Origin of the sequence: Streptomyces sp. NBC_01445 (assembly GCF_035918235.1) — a bacterium.
Classification (GTDB): Bacteria; Actinomycetota; Actinomycetes; order Streptomycetales; family Streptomycetaceae; genus Streptomyces.
The window spans coordinates 7,121,560-7,135,041 of the sequence record NZ_CP109485.1 but is presented as its reverse complement, the minus strand read 5'-3'; the positions used below and the strand labels follow the sequence as shown (position 1 = coordinate 7,135,041).

Genomic DNA, 13,482 nt, shown 5'->3' with positions numbered 1-13,482 from the left:
TTTCTGTGGGTACCACTCAGGCCCCGACGGGCGCGGTCCCGCCGCCCGAGCGCCGAAGGCTCCTCGGAACGGCCCTTTGCCAGACGCTCCTTGCACGACATGCGGACGGGATGGGCCCATCTACGGGGGACTGCACAGGGCTGCGGAGAACGGGAAGCCGATCGCGGCTGCCGTGGCGGCTCCGAGCAGCGCGGACCACAGGACGTCCCAGTCGGCGCCGGATTCGAAGAGCCGCGCCAGCCCTGCCACAAGGAGTCCGGAGCCGCTCATCAGGAGTGCCACTCGTCGTCGGCGGCGCAGCCTTGTCCGTTGCTGTTCATGGACCGCAGCCTGGCGCCCGTCGCCTCCCGGCGGAAGGGCGGCTTCGTTCTGCGCACTGCCATAAACGCTCATAAACTCGGGCGAAGTTGCACAGACTTCCGAGGAGTGCCGTATGAGCAATCTGTTCGTCGTCGCCTACAACGACCTCGCCACGGCCAATCAGGTGCGCGAGAAAATGCTCGATCTGGCCAAGCAGCACCTCGTCGAACTCGAGGACATCGTGGTCGTCGAGCGGCGCGAGGACGGGAAGATCAAGCTGCATCAGGCCGTGAACTACACGGCGACGGGTGCGGCCGGCGGGGCCTTGTGGGGCGGTGTCATCGGGCTGCTCTTCCTCGTGCCGCTGCTCGGTGCGGCCGTCGGTGCCGCGGCCGGGGCCGCCGGTGGTGCCGCGACCGACACCGGCATCAACGACGACTTCATGAAGGAGCTGAGCCAGAACCTTCAGCCCGGTGCCGCCGCGCTGTTCGTCCTGGTGAAGCAGGCCGCCCCGGACAAGGTCATCCCCCAGATCGCGTCGTTCGGCGGTCAGCTCGTCCAGACCTCGCTGAGCAACGAGGAGGAGGAGCAGTTGCGGGCGGCGCTGAAGGCGGCCAAGGGTGAGGCGGCGGCACAGGAGGCCTCGAACGGGGCCTGACACATCCGTACGGTCCTGTTGGTGCGGCCGCTCCCGTCCGGGGGCGGCCGTACCGGCGTTCTCAGACGCCCGGAGCGATCGTGATCAGGCCCTCCGACGCCGCCCTGCGCAGGGCCGTGTGGTCGGCGGCGTTCTGGTCGGTGTAGCGCAGCGCGAAGTCGGCCACAGCGCGGTCGAAGATGTCGGCGCGGCCGAGGTAGCCGGAGATGGCGATGCGGTCGCCCGAGCGGGCGTGGGCGCGGGCCAGTGCGGTGCCGCACAGTTCGGCGTAGGCGCGCAGATCGTCCGGGCCGAGGCCTGCGACGTCGGCGGCGCCCTTCATGTCGCGCAGCTGACGCCAGTAGAAGGCGCGGCTCTGGGGGCCGGTCATCCAGCCGAGGAAGATGTCACCGGAGGCCTGGAGCAGGCGCTGGCCCGCGACGACGCGGTGGCCCGGGTGCACGTACGGGCCGTGCGGCTGGTATTCCTCGATGACGGACCGAGTGGCCTCCTTGATCTGGAGGAACAGCGGGTCGTCGGCGTCGCGCCCTTCGAGCAGCACGACGAAGCAGCGGGTGCCGACGCTGCCGACGCCGACGACCTTGCGGGCGGCCTCGACGAAGCGGTAGCGGTCGAGGAGACGGCGGCGTTCCTCGGCGAGGGTGGAGCGGTAGTCGCCGAACAGTTTGCGCACCGTGGCCGTGTCGGGGGTGCTCGCCGGTTCGAGGAGCGGCGGGTCCCGAACGATGCGGCGGTGCCCGTCGACGACCTCGGTGAGCTTGCCCAGCGCGTGGAGGCTGGTGCGGCGGGTGGCGTGGGCGAGGGTCGCCTGGACGCGGCGTCGGCTGCGGCCGGAGCGGATGAGGGGCAGCAACTGGTGCGCATTGATGTGCTCGTACCAGACGGCGAGTTCGCCCATCTCGGAGAGCCGGCGCATCGCGGTGCGGTACGCGGCGGCGGCCGCGCGGGCCGACCCGAGGGCCTGGGTGTCGGTGTGCCCGTTGTCGCGGGCGGCGACGGCCACGCTCGCGGCCAGCCGCTTCACGTCCCATTCGAAGGGGCCCGGGCTGGTCTCGTCGAAGTCGTTGACGTCGAAGAGCAGGGACCGTTCCGGCGACGCGAAGAGACCGAAGTTCAACAGGTGGGCGTCGCCGCAGAGTTGGACGGTGAGGCCGGTGGCGCGCTGGGTGGCCAGGTCGCCGGTCATGACGGCGGCGGCGCCGCGCAGGAACGCGAACGGGGAGGCCGCCATCCGCCCGTACCGGATGGGCAGCAGTTCGGCGACGCGGTCGGCCGCCTGCCGTTCCAGTACGACGACGGGGTCGGTGCGGTCGGCGGAGGGGATCCACGCCCCGTGCGAGGAGCGTGACGCGCGCTTGCGGGCCTCCTTTCCCAGGGCCGCCCGGGCCTGGGGGGTGGTCATGCGGTACCGTCCGCGTGGCCTGCGGGGGCGGTCACGGCTAGTGCCGTAGCGCTCTGCCGACGTCCGCTTTCACGTCGCCGGTGAGGGTGCGGTTGCTGCGGGCCGTCGCCTTCTTGGACTTGCCCTTGTCCACGTCGTCGACCGTGACCACGACCGTGTCGAGGAGGTTGCCGCCGCTGTCGCGGAAGTTGACCTGTACCGCGTACGACGCCTGGGAGTCCGAGGTGTTGGTGGCGGTGACAGGGACCGTGATCCGGTCGCCGTCCTTCGCCACGTCGCCGAGGCCGATGTCGCCCTTGGCGTTCACGCCGCCCTTGACGCGGTCCAGTTCTTCCTGCGCCTTCGCGGTGGCGGAGGCGACCACGTCACCGCCCCGGGACGCCACGGACGACGCGGCGGACGCGGCCTTGGACACCGTGTCGGAGGGGCTGGTGTCGCTGTCCGAGCAGCCGGCCGCCGCGAGCAGCACCGCCGCCACGAGCAGCCCGGCCCCCGCGCCCCGTATGCCATGTCCCGACATCACGCCTCCCGCTGCCCGTTCCGCTGCCGTCACCTCAGTGAAGGCGGCCGGGGCCCGGGCGGCATGCCGGGTACGGCAAACAGGTGAAGGAGCCAGGGAGCCCGGGCAGGATGGGGGCACGGTCGGACGAACAGCCCTGGGAGGTCCTTGTGAGTGGTCGGCGGCGGCACATCGGGGCGCCGGAGCGGCGGGCCAGGCTCGCGGCCGGGCAACGGCTCGCGCCCGCCGCGCGGGCCGGCTCCGCCGAGGAGGTCGCCGGGTCGCTCGTGGCGCTGCACGGCACGGACCCGGCCACCGTGTATCTGGCGGTGGGCGCGCGCCTGCGGGACCCGCCGAAGACGGTCGCCGACGTGGAGCGCGCCCTGTATACGGACCGCTCCCTGGTGCGGATGCACGGCATGCGGCACACGGTGTTCGTGTTCCCCGCCACGCTCACCGCGGTGGTGCACGCGTCGACGGGTGTGGCGGTCGCCGCGCGGGAGCGCGCCTCCTTCGTCAAGCACCTGGAGGCGGGCAGCGAGCACGATGCGGCGTGGCTCGCGGACGTCGAGGCGGGCACGCTGGCGGCGATCGGGGCCCGCGGCGAGGCGACCGCCGCGGAACTCGCCGAGGACGAGCCGCGGTTGCGTACGCAGCTGCTGTACGCGCCGGGCAAGAAGTACGAGGCGTGGCAGTCGATCTCGACGCGGCTGCTGCGGGTCCTCGGCATGGAGGGGCGCGTCGTGCGCGGGCGGCCCCGCGGGTCGTGGACGTCCAGCCAGTTCAGATGGGCGCTCATGCCCGCGCATCCCGAACTCCCCGTGGTCGAGGCTCAGTCGGAGCTGCTCCGGCGCCGGCTCGGCTCGTGCGGTCCGGCCACGGAGGCCGACCTGAAGTGGTGGACGGGATGGAAGGTCACCGACGTCCGCAGGGCGCTCGCGGCCGTCGGGGCGGTCGAGGTGGAGCTGGACGAGGGAGCCGGGTTCGTGCTTCCCGACGCCGTCGAGCCGGTCACCGCCGACACCGAGCCGTGGGCGGCCCTGCTCCCCGGTCTCGACCCGAGCCCGATGGGCTGGCAGCAGCGCGACTGGTATCTGCCGCCGGAGCTGCGCGCGCCGCTCTTCGACGGGGCGGGCAACATCGGCCCGACCGTGTGGTGGGACGGGCGGATCGCCGGCGGGTGGGCGCAGGGCAGGGACGGCGTCGTCCGGTGGCGGCTGCTCGCGGACGTCGGCCGGGAGGGCGCGGCCGCCGTCGAGGCGTCGGCCGCGAGGCTCCAGGAGTGGGTGGGCGAGGCGCGGGTCACCCCCCGCTTCCGTACACCTCTGGAGAAGGAGCTGGCGGGCCAGGACCCGGCCAGGAAGTGAGTGAACTGCCTTACGCCGCCCGCCCGTTGAGCCGGACAACGGGCGGGCGGCGCACATGGCTGTCAGCGGCTGTAGCGCATCAGCGCGCGCACCATGTGGCAGGTGGTGTCCGACGGCGGGTGGATACCGACGCGCTCCGCCGTGCTCCGTATCGTCCGGTTGTGGGCCTGGTTCGGGAGGTAGACGCCCGAGTCGAGCAGGGCGATCGCGAGGCGCATGGCCTTGAGGCGGCGGTTGTGCGTGATGTACCAGTCACGCGGCCGTCCCGCGGGCAGGGCCTTCTTCGCGAGTGGCTTGCAGGGCAGGTCGATCAGCATCGGTGCGGCAGCGGGCACAGACATCCTCCTGTCGCGGGAGGGAGACCTTCCGAGGCCCTCCGCGGCCCCGGTCGCTCCCTCGAACACTGCCTCAATTCTACTGCCGGGCACTGACAATAGCCGCTGGCCACAAGGCCTTTCCCGTACCTTTGGCCCCATGGAAATCTGGATCAACCCCGCCTGTTCGAAGTGCCGCAGCGCGCTCTCCCTGCTCGACGCGGAGGGAGCCGACTACACGGTGCGGCGCTACCTGGAGGACGTGCCGTCCGAGGACGACATCCGCGCCGTTCTGGAGCGGCTCGGGCTCGAACCGTGGGACATCACACGGACGCAGGAGGCCGACGCGAAGGAGCTCGGCCTGAAGGACTGGGCGCGGGACGCGGGTTCGCGCGACCGGTGGATCGCGGCGCTCTCCGCGCACCCGAAGCTCATCCAGCGGCCGATCATCACGGCGGAGGACGGTACGGCCGTGGTGGCGCGCAGCGAGGACGCGGTCCGGGACGCGCTCGGACGCCACTGAGACGCGAGGGGCTCACCCGCGGTCCCAACTCTCGTGTGACGTACGTTACTTGAGCTTCCCCTGGGTCAGTTGAGTTCCGCCCTCCAGTTACCCGTACGTAACGGTGCGCGCACCGACGTTCGTAACGACGACAGGAGGCGGACATGTCCCGCAGGAGAAGGATGGGCCCCCGGAAGAAGGCCGCGCTCGCCGTGAGCGCGGCCCTCGTCGCCGGTGGGGCGGCTTTCGCTCTCGCGAGTACGGGCAATGCGGCGCCGGTCGCGCAGAACGCCCAGGTCTGCCAGGGCCTGGAGACCGCGATCGCCAACAACCAGAAGTTCATCGACGGGCAGCGGGCCGCCCCGGACGCGCAGTCCGAGGCCCGCATCGCCAACCGGGAAGCGGTCATCGCGGAGATCCGGCGCAAGGAGGCGGCATCCGGCTGCGAGGCCGGGGACGGGGCGCAGGCCGGAGCCGGGGCCGGTGCTGATGACGCCGCCGGAGCGGGAGCCGGTGCTGATGACGCCGCCGGCGCCGGTTCCGATGATGCGGCCGGCGGCATGGAGACGGTGACCGCCGCGCCGCCGGACACCGTCACCGCCGAACCAGATCCCACGGACGCGGCCGGCGGCGCCGGTGACGCAGGAGGGGACGCCGCCGGTGAGCAGGTCTGTGCCGGTTCGACCGTGACGCTGTCCGGTGAGGGCGGCGCGCCCGCCGCGTCCAGCGGGCAGTTCCCCGCCGGGACGAAGCTCAAGGTCACCAACCTGGACAACGGCAAGTCCACGTCCGTCGAGGTCACATCCGTCTCCGGGAGCTGCGTCCTGCTGAACAACTCGGCGTTCGAGCAGGTCCGCGAACCGGGCAAATTCCTCATCCGCAACGCACGTATAGAGAAGGTGGGCTGACCTCACAGGCCCACCGGGCCTACAGCCCCGGCCCGCGCGCGTGCCCCCATGACGTGCGCGGGCCGGGGCTGTCCGGAGAAACGTGACTCCGGCCACAGGAGGGCCCGGGTAACACGGGGTTCACATATGGGCAACGGACGGGAAATCCCCTGTTGACAGTCTGCGGAGCAGCACACCGAGGCGCCGCACCCGCACATGACTGCGCCGTACAGACCCACCCGAAGGATGTGGCCCCGTGACGTTCAAGGCTGAGTACATCTGGATCGACGGCACCCAGCCGACGGCCAAGCTCCGTTCGAAGACGAAGATCATCGCGGGTTCCGCGCCGGCGCTCGAAGAGCTGCCGATCTGGGGCTTCGACGGTTCGAGCACCAGCCAGGCCAAGGGCCACGCCTCCGACCGCGTGCTGCGTCCCGTCGCCTCCTACCCGGACCCGATCCGCGGCGGCGACGACATCCTCGTCATGTGCGAGGTCCTGAACATCGACATGACGCCGCACGAGTCCAACACGCGTGCCGCGCTCGCCGAGGTCGCGGGGCAGTTCGCCGCGCAGGAGTCGATCTTCGGCATCGAGCAGGAGTACACGTTCTTCGAGGGCGAGCGCCCGCTCGGCTTCCCCGTGGGCGGCTTCCCGGCCGCGCAGGGCGGCTACTACTGCGGTGTCGGCGCGGACGAGATCTTCGGCCGTGACGTCGTCGAGGCGCACCTGGACAACTGCCTCAAGGCGGGCCTCGGGATCTCCGGCATCAACGCCGAGGTCATGCCCGGCCAGTGGGAGTTCCAGGTCGGCCCGCTCGCCCCGCTCGAGGTCTCCGACCAGCTGTGGGTGGCCCGCTGGCTGCTGTACCGCACCGCCGAGGACTTCAACATCTCCGCGACCCTCGACCCGAAGCCGGTCAAGGGCGACTGGAACGGCGCCGGCGCGCACACCAACTTCTCCACGAAGGCGATGCGCGAGGGTTACGAGGCGATCATCACCGCGTGCGAGTCGCTCGGCGAGGGCTCGAAGCCGATGGACCACGTCAAGAACTACGGCGCGGGCATCGACGACCGTCTGACGGGTCTGCACGAGACCGCCCCGTGGAACGAGTACAGCTACGGCGTCTCCGACCGCGGTGCCTCGGTCCGCATCCCGTGGCAGGTCGAGAAGGACGGCAAGGGCTACATCGAGGACCGCCGTCCGAACGCGAACGTCGACCCGTACGTCGTGACGCGTCTGATCGTCGACACCTGCTGCACCGCTCTGGAGAAGGCCGGCCAGGTCTGATCCGCGGCACCTGATTCCCGAAGGGCGCCCACCGGTCCGGTGGGCGCCCTTCGCGTCGCCGCGCACTCGGACAGCGTCAAGTTCACGCCAAGGTGCCGTCCGACCGGTGAGAGGGGGGTCCTGCCCCGCGACCCCGTCTGCTTCAATGGAGCCATGGCCAGCTTCCACAACACCGCGACGGGTCGCCACGACCTCGAGCCCTTCTGGCCTTCCCGTCAGCACCACGACTTCGACCGGGTGTGTTGCCGCGCGGAGAACGCGCAGGCCCTCTAAAGCCGGTCCACCCCGGCGTTCGGCCCGCGCGCACGACGTAGGTCCTTCTGCGACCTCGCAGTTCTCGACGATCTCGATGACTCCTCGCGCGAAAGAGTTGACCACTCATGGCGAACACCCGTTCCTTCACCACCGCTTCCTCTGTGACCTCCGCCCCCTCCCCCGCCGTCTCCGGCCGCCACCGGCTGCGCGCGGTCGACCGGGACGAGGTGGTCGATGTCGCGGACTTCCTGCCGCCGGGCGCGACCTGGCTGCCCGCTCCGCCGCACACCCTGCCCACACTGCCGGGCCGGCCCCCGATGATCGGCTACCTGGTCCTCGTACCGGCGGACCAGCAGCCGCTGCTCCCGGTGCCCGACGAGCCCGGGCGGCGGCCCGACGCCGCGCCGCAGGACAGCGACACCGCCATCACCGCCACCGCCACCGCCACCGCCACCGACGCGCTCGTCCGCATCGACGGCACACAGCGCACCGCGCAGGTCGACGGGCGCCAACTCGACCTGACCTACCTGGAGTTCGAGCTGCTCGCGCACCTCGTCGCGCATCCGCACCGGGTGCACACCCGCGACCAGCTCGTGACCACGGTGTGGGGCTACGGGCACGTGGGCGACGGACGGACGGTCGACGTCCATGTCGCGCGGCTGCGGCGCAAGCTCGGGGCCGAGCACCGTCAGGTGATCCAGACGGTGCGGCGGGTCGGCTACAAGTACGCCCCGCCGGCCGCGCGTTGACCGTCAAGCGGAGCGCCGTCCGTCGGCCGTCGCCGGCCGAACAGTTCTCCCACGGGCAGAAACGGATTCCCTGACGCGTCCCGAGCAGGCAGAGTCACCGGCATGAAACTTCTGGTTCTCGGCGGTACGGAATTCGTGGGGCGCGCAGTGGTGGAGGCCGCGGTCGCCAGGTCCTGGGACGTGACGGTCTTCCACCGCGGGCAGCACGCGGCGCCCGAAGGGGTGCGGTCCCTGCACGGGGACCGCACCGCGGACGGCGGGCTCGCCGCGCTCGCGGAGAGCGAGGGCGAGTGGGACGTCGTCGTGGACACCTGGGGGGCGGCGCCCCGCGTGGTCCGCGACTCCGCCCGGCTGCTCGCAGGGCGCGCGGGCCGCTACATATACGTGTCGACCTCGTCCGTGTACACGTGGGCGCCCCCGCCCGGCTACACCGAGGACGCCCCGGTCGTCGACGGTGCCTCGCCCGACGCGGAACGGACGGACTACGCGCGGGACAAGCGGGGCGGTGAGCTCGCGGCGGTCGAAGCGTTCGGCGCCGGGCGTGCGCTGCTCGTGCGGTGCGGGCTGATCCTCGGCCCGTACGAGAACATCGGCCGGCTCCCGTGGTGGCTGGGGCGGATCGCGCGGGGCGGCCCCGTGCTCGCACCCGGCCCCCGCGAACTGCCGCTCCAGTACATCGACGTACGCGACCTCGCCGCCTGGATCCTCGATGCGGCACAGACCGGACTGAGCGGCCCGTACACCGTGATCAGCCCCTCCGGGCACACGACCATGGGCGGGCTGCTCGACGCCTGCATCCGGGCCACCGGGGGCGATGCCGACCTGCGCTGGACCGCTCCCGAGGTGATCGCCGCTGCGGGTATCGAGCCGTGGATGCAGCTGCCGGTGTGGGTGCCGCCGGGCGGTGACATGCATGCCGCGCTGCACAGCGCTGACGTGGCGAAGGCGGTCGCGGCCGGGCTGCGCTGCCGGCCCGTCGAGGAGACCGTCGCCGACACCTGGGCCTGGCTGGAGTCCATCGGCGGGAAGGCCCCGCAGCGCCCGGACCGGCCGGTGCTCGGCCTCGACCCGGCGACGGAGGCGAAGGTCCTGGCGGGCTGAAGCCCAGGAGGCCCTGGGGTGGTGCCAGATACACCCCCGGACGGGTGCCCGGCCCCATGCCCCGTACGGCCCCGGCCGGGGAGACTGGGGGCGTACGGGTCGGGCGGTGGACGGAGAGCGGGATGGACGCGTCGAGTGCGTTCGGCGGACGGGCGCGCCGCGCCCTGGTGGCGGGGGCGCGTGGCCTCGCGCTCGCAGTCGTGGGGTTCGCCGGGTCGCTCACCCTCTTCGTGCTGTCCGTCCTGTCGATCGTGTTCGTCGTCCTGGGCGTCGGCGTACTCACCACGCCTGCCGTGCTCTCCCTGGTCAGGTCCTGGGCGAACCGTCGGCGCGTCCTCGCCGCCGAGTGGTACGGGATCCGCGTCCCGGCGCTGTACCGGCCCTTCCCCGCCGACGTCCGGACCGGACTCGTCGGGCAGGCGGAGCGCTGCAGGCTGATGCTCGGTGACCCGGCGACATGGCGGGACCTGCTGTGGCTGCTCGTCGACATGACGGCCGGGTTCGTGACCGCGCTCCTGCCGGCCGCGGTCGTCTTCTATCCGCTGGAGGGGTACGCCCTCGCGGCCGGCCTGTGGCGGGTCTTCACGGACGGCACGTACGTCGGCTGGTGGTACGGGTTCGTGCCCATCAGCGGCCAGGGCTCCGCGTTCGAGGCCGCCGGCCTCGCCAGCGCGCTCCTCGTGGCCGGTTACTTCACTGCCCCTGCGCTGCTGCGCGCCCACTTCCAGCTGACCCGGGCCGTCCTCACCCCGGACGAGGGCGAACTGGCCGCCCGCGTCGAGGTGTTGACGCAGACGCGGCGCGACGCGGTCGACACCTCGGCCGCGGAGCTGCGCCGCATCGAGCGCGACCTGCACGACGGCGCGCAGGCCCGCCTCGTCGCCATGGGCATGGACCTCGGCACGATCGAGACGCTGATCGAGAAGAACCCGCAGAAGGCCAAGGAGCTGCTCGCGCAGGCCCGCAGGTCCTCCGCCGACGCCCTCACCGAGCTGCGCGACCTGGTCCGCGGCATCCATCCGCCGGTCCTCGCCGAGCGCGGCCTCGGTGACGCGGTGCAGGCGCTCGCGCTGCGGCTGCCGGTCGCCACCGACGTCGACGTGGACCTGCCGGGCCGCGCCGAGGCGCCCGTCGAGTCGGCGGCGTACTTCGCCGTCAGCGAGGTCCTCACGAACGCCGTCAAGCACTCGGGGGCCGACCGCATCTGGGTCGACGTGCACCACACCGGGGCGACGGGCATGCTGCGGATCTCCGTCACCGACAACGGCAAAGGCGGGGCGAGTATCGGGGCGGGGTCGGGGCTGAGCGGGATCGAGCGCCGGCTCGGTACATTCGACGGCGTCCTCGCCGTCAGCTCCCCCGCCGGCGGTCCGACCATGGTGACGATGGAGCTTCCTTGCGCGTTGTCCTAGCCGAAGATCTCTTCCTGCTCCGCGACGGCCTGGTCCGGATGCTGGAGGCGTACGACTTCGAGGTCGCCGCGGCCGTCGAGAGCGGGCCCGAACTGACCAAGGCGCTGGCCGAGTTGGAGCCGGACGTCGCGGTCGTCGACGTACGGCTGCCGCCCTCGCACACGGACGAGGGGCTGCAGTGTGCACTGGCCGCGCGGCGGGCGCGGCCAGGGCTGCCGGTCCTCGTCCTGTCGCAGCACGTGGAGCAGCTGTACGCGCGCGAGCTGCTCGCCGACGGGAACGGCGGGATCGGCTATCTGCTGAAGGACCGGGTGTTCGACGCGGACCAGTTCATCGACGCGGTGCGCCGGGTCGCCGCGGGCGGGACCGCGATGGACCCGCAGGTGATCCAGCAACTCCTCTCGCGGCGGGCCGCCGACGCGCCGCTCGGCGGTCTGACACCGCGCGAAATGGAGGTTCTGGAACTCATGGCGCAGGGCCGGTCGAATGCGGCCATCGCGGGCCAACTCGTCGTCACGGAACGGGCGATCGCGAAACACACCTCCAATATCTTTCTGAAGCTGGGACTTCCGGTGTCGGACGACGACAACCGGCGGGTTCTCGCCGTCATCGCCTATCTGGATCAGGGCCGTTGAGATTCCGCCGGGAAATCACCGGTGCTCTCTTTGAACAAGGGGCCCGTGTGTTGCGTACGTAGCTCCATGGGACGCACATCACGAAAACGGCGCTCGTCACTCGCGACGCGCATGACGGTCGCGTCGGCCGCACTGCTCCTGGGTGGAGGAGGGCTGGTCGCGGTGAACGTCTACGCGTCCGCCCACGAGGAGAACCCGGCGCAGCGCGGCGACGGCGCGCAGCAGCAACAGCAGCAGGTCGCCACCATCGACTGCCCCGACGTGGGCAACGGGCTCTCCGACGTGCCGGACGCCGCGCGGTCGGAGGTCGACGGCGAACTGGCCACGATGGACAGCCAGATCACCGAGTCGTACCAGCGCCTCGCGGCCTCGCGGGACGCTGCGGCGCGGGATCCGGAGTTCGTACAGAACAGCATTCTGCAGCCGTTGAAGGAGCGGCGTTCGACCCTCATCGACCGGATCGGCCTGGAGATCAGCCGGGCCGGCGGCACGGCCCCCGAGGGCATGAAGGACCTCGCGGCCTGCACGGCCAGGTCGGCCGGCACCGACGGCAGCCCCCCGGCCGGCTCCGCCGCGCCGTCCGCGCCCGCGGACGGCGGTCAGGCAGACGGCGGCCAACAGGACGGCGGCCAGCAAGGAGACGGCGGTCAGCAGGGTGGCGGACAGGACGGCGGGCAGGGCGGCGGTCAGCAGAACGGCAACGGCCCCGACGCCTCCGACTTCGTCGACATCAACTCCGTCCAGCCCAACGTGAAGACGCCGCCCAACCAGCGGGCCGCCTCCCGCGGCACGTTCACCACGAAATGCGGGCGGAACGAGAACGGCAAGTTCAATCCCGACAACGTCATCGTGGCGCCCGGTGTGAGCAATGGCGCGCACCATATGCACGACTACGTGGGAAATCAGGCGAACGACGCCTTCGCCAGTGACGACGATCTTGCGAATGGCGACACGAGCTGTCGCAATCAGGGCGACAAGTCGACCTATTACTGGCCTGTTCTGCGCCTCCAGAACGGAAAGGACGAGAACGACGCGCAGGCCGACGGCGGCGGCAAGGACCAGAATGTCGGCGAGATCCAGACACCTGCCTCGGTCACGCTGAAGTTCGTGGGAAATCCGACCGGCAAGGTCGTCGCCATGCCGCGGTTCCTGCGCATCATCACCGGTGACGCCAAGGCCTTCACCAACGGCGACGCGAACGCGAACGCGTCCTGGAGCTGCACCGGCTTCGAGGACCGCCAGCTCAAGGACAAGTACCCGATCTGCCCCGAGGGCAGCAAGGTCGTGCGGTCGTTCAAGTTCCAGAGCTGCTGGGACGGGCGCAACACCGACAGCGCCAACCACCGTACGCACGTGGCCTTCGCCGACCCGGCCAGCGGCGCCTGCCCGCAGGGCTTCCAGGCGATCCCCCAGCTGCAGCAGCGCATCGTGTACGACGTCCCGCCCGGCCCCGGCTTCGCCGTCGACTCGTTCCCCGAGCAGCTGCACAAGCCCGTGACCGACCACGGCGACTTCATCAACGTCTTCGACGAGGGCCTGATGAAGCGCGTCGCGAACTGCATCAACCGGGGTCAGCGCTGTACCTGACGGCCTGACCCCCCCGTCGACTGCTGCGCGGTCAGCTCGCGCGGTGACCGTCAGTGCCCGGAGTGCCCGTCCTCCTCGTGACCCCCGCCACCGCTACTCCCCGAGTGGTGCGAGGAGGACTTCTCCACGGTCCCGCCGAGCCGGCCGCGCAGCGCTTTGACCGCCTTGTCGGCGCCGACGGCGATCCAGCGGCGGCCGATCAGATACGTGCCGCCGTAGTCGTCGGCCTGGTCGAGCCACTCGGCCTGGCCGCGGTCGGTGGCGAAGGTGGCGAGGATGTAGCGGTCCCGGCCGTCGCCGCAGGTGGCCTGGCGCAGCTCGTCGGCGTCCGTCTGGATGTCGGGCCTGCACCTCGCCTTGGCGGCGAGCTGTTCCAGGCTGCCGGTCGCGGTCTTCGGCACGCCGTCGGCGCTCGATCCGCAGCCGGTCAGGACCGCCAGCGAGACCATCGCCCCGGTCGCCCATATGCGCCGCATGCGTCGCGTCATTCCCATCGTTTCCTTCCGTCCCGTGCGGCGACACGAAT

Annotated in this window: 15 protein-coding genes; 10 read left to right on the top strand and 5 right to left on the bottom strand. The window is 71.5% G+C overall.

Annotation, left to right across the window (positions count from 1 at the left end; genetic code table 11):
• Nucleotides 1-120: 120 nt before the first annotated feature.
• The gene (locus OG574_RS32430; RefSeq protein ID WP_326776105.1) at nt 121-270 is read right to left on the bottom strand and encodes a hypothetical protein; all 150 of its coding nucleotides are present in this window, start codon (nt 268-270) and stop codon (nt 121-123) included.
• Between the two features lie 163 nt (nt 271-433).
• On the opposite strand from OG574_RS32430, the gene OG574_RS32425 reads away from it, so the two are divergent.
• On the top strand, nt 434-958 hold the full coding sequence (locus tag OG574_RS32425) for a DUF1269 domain-containing protein (protein ID WP_100592111.1): 525 nt from the start codon (nt 434-436) through the stop codon (nt 956-958).
• A gap of 61 nt (nt 959-1,019) precedes the next feature.
• On the opposite strand, the gene OG574_RS32420 is transcribed toward OG574_RS32425, so the two are convergent.
• Together OG574_RS32420 and OG574_RS32415 are read right to left on the bottom strand one after the other, a co-directional pair.
• Entirely contained in the window at nt 1,020-2,360 is a 1,341-nt protein-coding gene (locus OG574_RS32420; protein WP_326776104.1) for a DUF2252 domain-containing protein, read from the bottom strand.
• 37 nt (nt 2,361-2,397) lie between these two features.
• Nucleotides 2,398-2,880: an FxLYD domain-containing protein gene (locus OG574_RS32415; RefSeq protein WP_326776103.1), complete on the bottom strand. Its 483-nt coding sequence runs from the start codon at nt 2,878-2,880 to the stop codon at nt 2,398-2,400.
• A gap of 110 nt (nt 2,881-2,990) precedes the next feature.
• Between OG574_RS32415 and OG574_RS32410 the strand changes: the two genes are divergently transcribed.
• Nucleotides 2,991-4,226 (top strand): winged helix DNA-binding domain-containing protein, encoded by a 1,236-nt coding sequence (locus tag OG574_RS32410; protein ID WP_326776102.1) that lies wholly within the window; start codon nt 2,991-2,993, stop codon nt 4,224-4,226.
• A 62-nt stretch (nt 4,227-4,288) separates the two neighbouring features.
• On the opposite strand, the gene OG574_RS32405 is transcribed toward OG574_RS32410, so the two are convergent.
• The gene (locus OG574_RS32405) at nt 4,289-4,567 is read right to left on the bottom strand and encodes a hypothetical protein (protein WP_100592108.1); all 279 of its coding nucleotides are present in this window, start codon (nt 4,565-4,567) and stop codon (nt 4,289-4,291) included.
• Between the two features lie 133 nt (nt 4,568-4,700).
• Here OG574_RS32405 and OG574_RS32400 point away from each other — a divergent pair, with 133 nt between their 5' ends.
• From OG574_RS32400 to OG574_RS32365, 8 genes are all read left to right on the top strand, one after another.
• Entirely contained in the window at nt 4,701-5,063 is a 363-nt protein-coding gene (locus OG574_RS32400) for an arsenate reductase family protein (RefSeq protein WP_326776101.1), read from the top strand.
• Between the two features lie 143 nt (nt 5,064-5,206).
• Entirely contained in the window at nt 5,207-5,950 is a 744-nt protein-coding gene (locus OG574_RS32395) for a hypothetical protein (protein ID WP_326776100.1), read from the top strand.
• Between the two features lie 235 nt (nt 5,951-6,185).
• A complete protein-coding gene (gene glnII / locus OG574_RS32390; RefSeq protein WP_326776099.1) occupies nt 6,186-7,217 on the top strand; it encodes a glutamine synthetase in 1,032 nt (343 codons plus the stop codon).
• Nucleotides 7,218-7,597: 380 nt separating this feature from the next.
• Complete coding sequence (locus OG574_RS32385; protein WP_326776098.1) at nt 7,598-8,221, top strand: winged helix-turn-helix domain-containing protein; 624 nt, start codon at nt 7,598-7,600, stop codon at nt 8,219-8,221.
• A 102-nt stretch (nt 8,222-8,323) separates the two neighbouring features.
• Complete coding sequence (locus OG574_RS32380; protein ID WP_326776097.1) at nt 8,324-9,322, top strand: NAD-dependent epimerase/dehydratase family protein; 999 nt, start codon at nt 8,324-8,326, stop codon at nt 9,320-9,322.
• A 122-nt stretch (nt 9,323-9,444) separates the two neighbouring features.
• Nucleotides 9,445-10,734 carry a sensor histidine kinase gene (locus OG574_RS32375; RefSeq protein WP_326776096.1) on the top strand — a complete coding sequence of 430 codons (1,290 nt, stop codon included), beginning with the start codon at nt 9,445-9,447 and terminating at the stop codon, nt 10,732-10,734.
• Nucleotides 10,719-11,369, top strand: a complete 651-nt coding sequence (locus OG574_RS32370; protein ID WP_326776095.1) for a response regulator transcription factor — start codon at nt 10,719-10,721, stop codon at nt 11,367-11,369. The genes OG574_RS32375 and OG574_RS32370 overlap by 16 nt, the downstream gene beginning before the upstream one ends.
• 66 nt (nt 11,370-11,435) lie before the next feature.
• Nucleotides 11,436-12,956, top strand: coding sequence for a DUF1996 domain-containing protein (locus OG574_RS32365; protein ID WP_326776094.1), 1,521 nt, complete (start codon nt 11,436-11,438; stop codon nt 12,954-12,956).
• Nucleotides 12,957-13,006: 50 nt separating this feature from the next.
• Here the strand turns inward: OG574_RS32365 and OG574_RS32360 are convergent, their stop codons facing one another.
• A complete protein-coding gene (locus tag OG574_RS32360; protein WP_398374356.1) occupies nt 13,007-13,450 on the bottom strand; it encodes a hypothetical protein in 444 nt (147 codons plus the stop codon).
• Nucleotides 13,451-13,482: the final 32 nt, after the last annotated feature.

Bases quoted from the DNA above. Each gene is read 5' to 3' on its own strand.
- OG574_RS32430 (WP_326776105.1), bottom strand. From the start codon at position 270: ATGAGCGGCTCCGGACTCCTTGTGGCAGGGCTGGCGCGGCTCTTCGAA.
- OG574_RS32425 (WP_100592111.1), top strand. From the start codon at position 434: ATGAGCAATCTGTTCGTCGTCGCCTACAACGACCTCGCCACGGCCAAT.
- OG574_RS32420 (WP_326776104.1), bottom strand. From the start codon at position 2,360: ATGACCACCCCCCAGGCCCGGGCGGCCCTGGGAAAGGAGGCCCGCAAG.
- OG574_RS32415 (WP_326776103.1), bottom strand. From the start codon at position 2,880: ATGTCGGGACATGGCATACGGGGCGCGGGGGCCGGGCTGCTCGTGGCG.
- OG574_RS32410 (WP_326776102.1), top strand. From the start codon at position 2,991: ATGGGGGCACGGTCGGACGAACAGCCCTGGGAGGTCCTTGTGAGTGGT.
- OG574_RS32405 (WP_100592108.1), bottom strand. From the start codon at position 4,567: ATGTCTGTGCCCGCTGCCGCACCGATGCTGATCGACCTGCCCTGCAAG.
- OG574_RS32400 (WP_326776101.1), top strand. From the start codon at position 4,701: ATGGAAATCTGGATCAACCCCGCCTGTTCGAAGTGCCGCAGCGCGCTC.
- OG574_RS32395 (WP_326776100.1), top strand. From the start codon at position 5,207: ATGTCCCGCAGGAGAAGGATGGGCCCCCGGAAGAAGGCCGCGCTCGCC.
- OG574_RS32385 (WP_326776098.1), top strand. From the start codon at position 7,598: ATGGCGAACACCCGTTCCTTCACCACCGCTTCCTCTGTGACCTCCGCC.
- OG574_RS32380 (WP_326776097.1), top strand. From the start codon at position 8,324: ATGAAACTTCTGGTTCTCGGCGGTACGGAATTCGTGGGGCGCGCAGTG.
- OG574_RS32375 (WP_326776096.1), top strand. From the start codon at position 9,445: ATGGACGCGTCGAGTGCGTTCGGCGGACGGGCGCGCCGCGCCCTGGTG.
- OG574_RS32365 (WP_326776094.1), top strand. From the start codon at position 11,436: ATGGGACGCACATCACGAAAACGGCGCTCGTCACTCGCGACGCGCATG.
- OG574_RS32360 (WP_398374356.1), bottom strand. From the start codon at position 13,450: ATGGGAATGACGCGACGCATGCGGCGCATATGGGCGACCGGGGCGATG.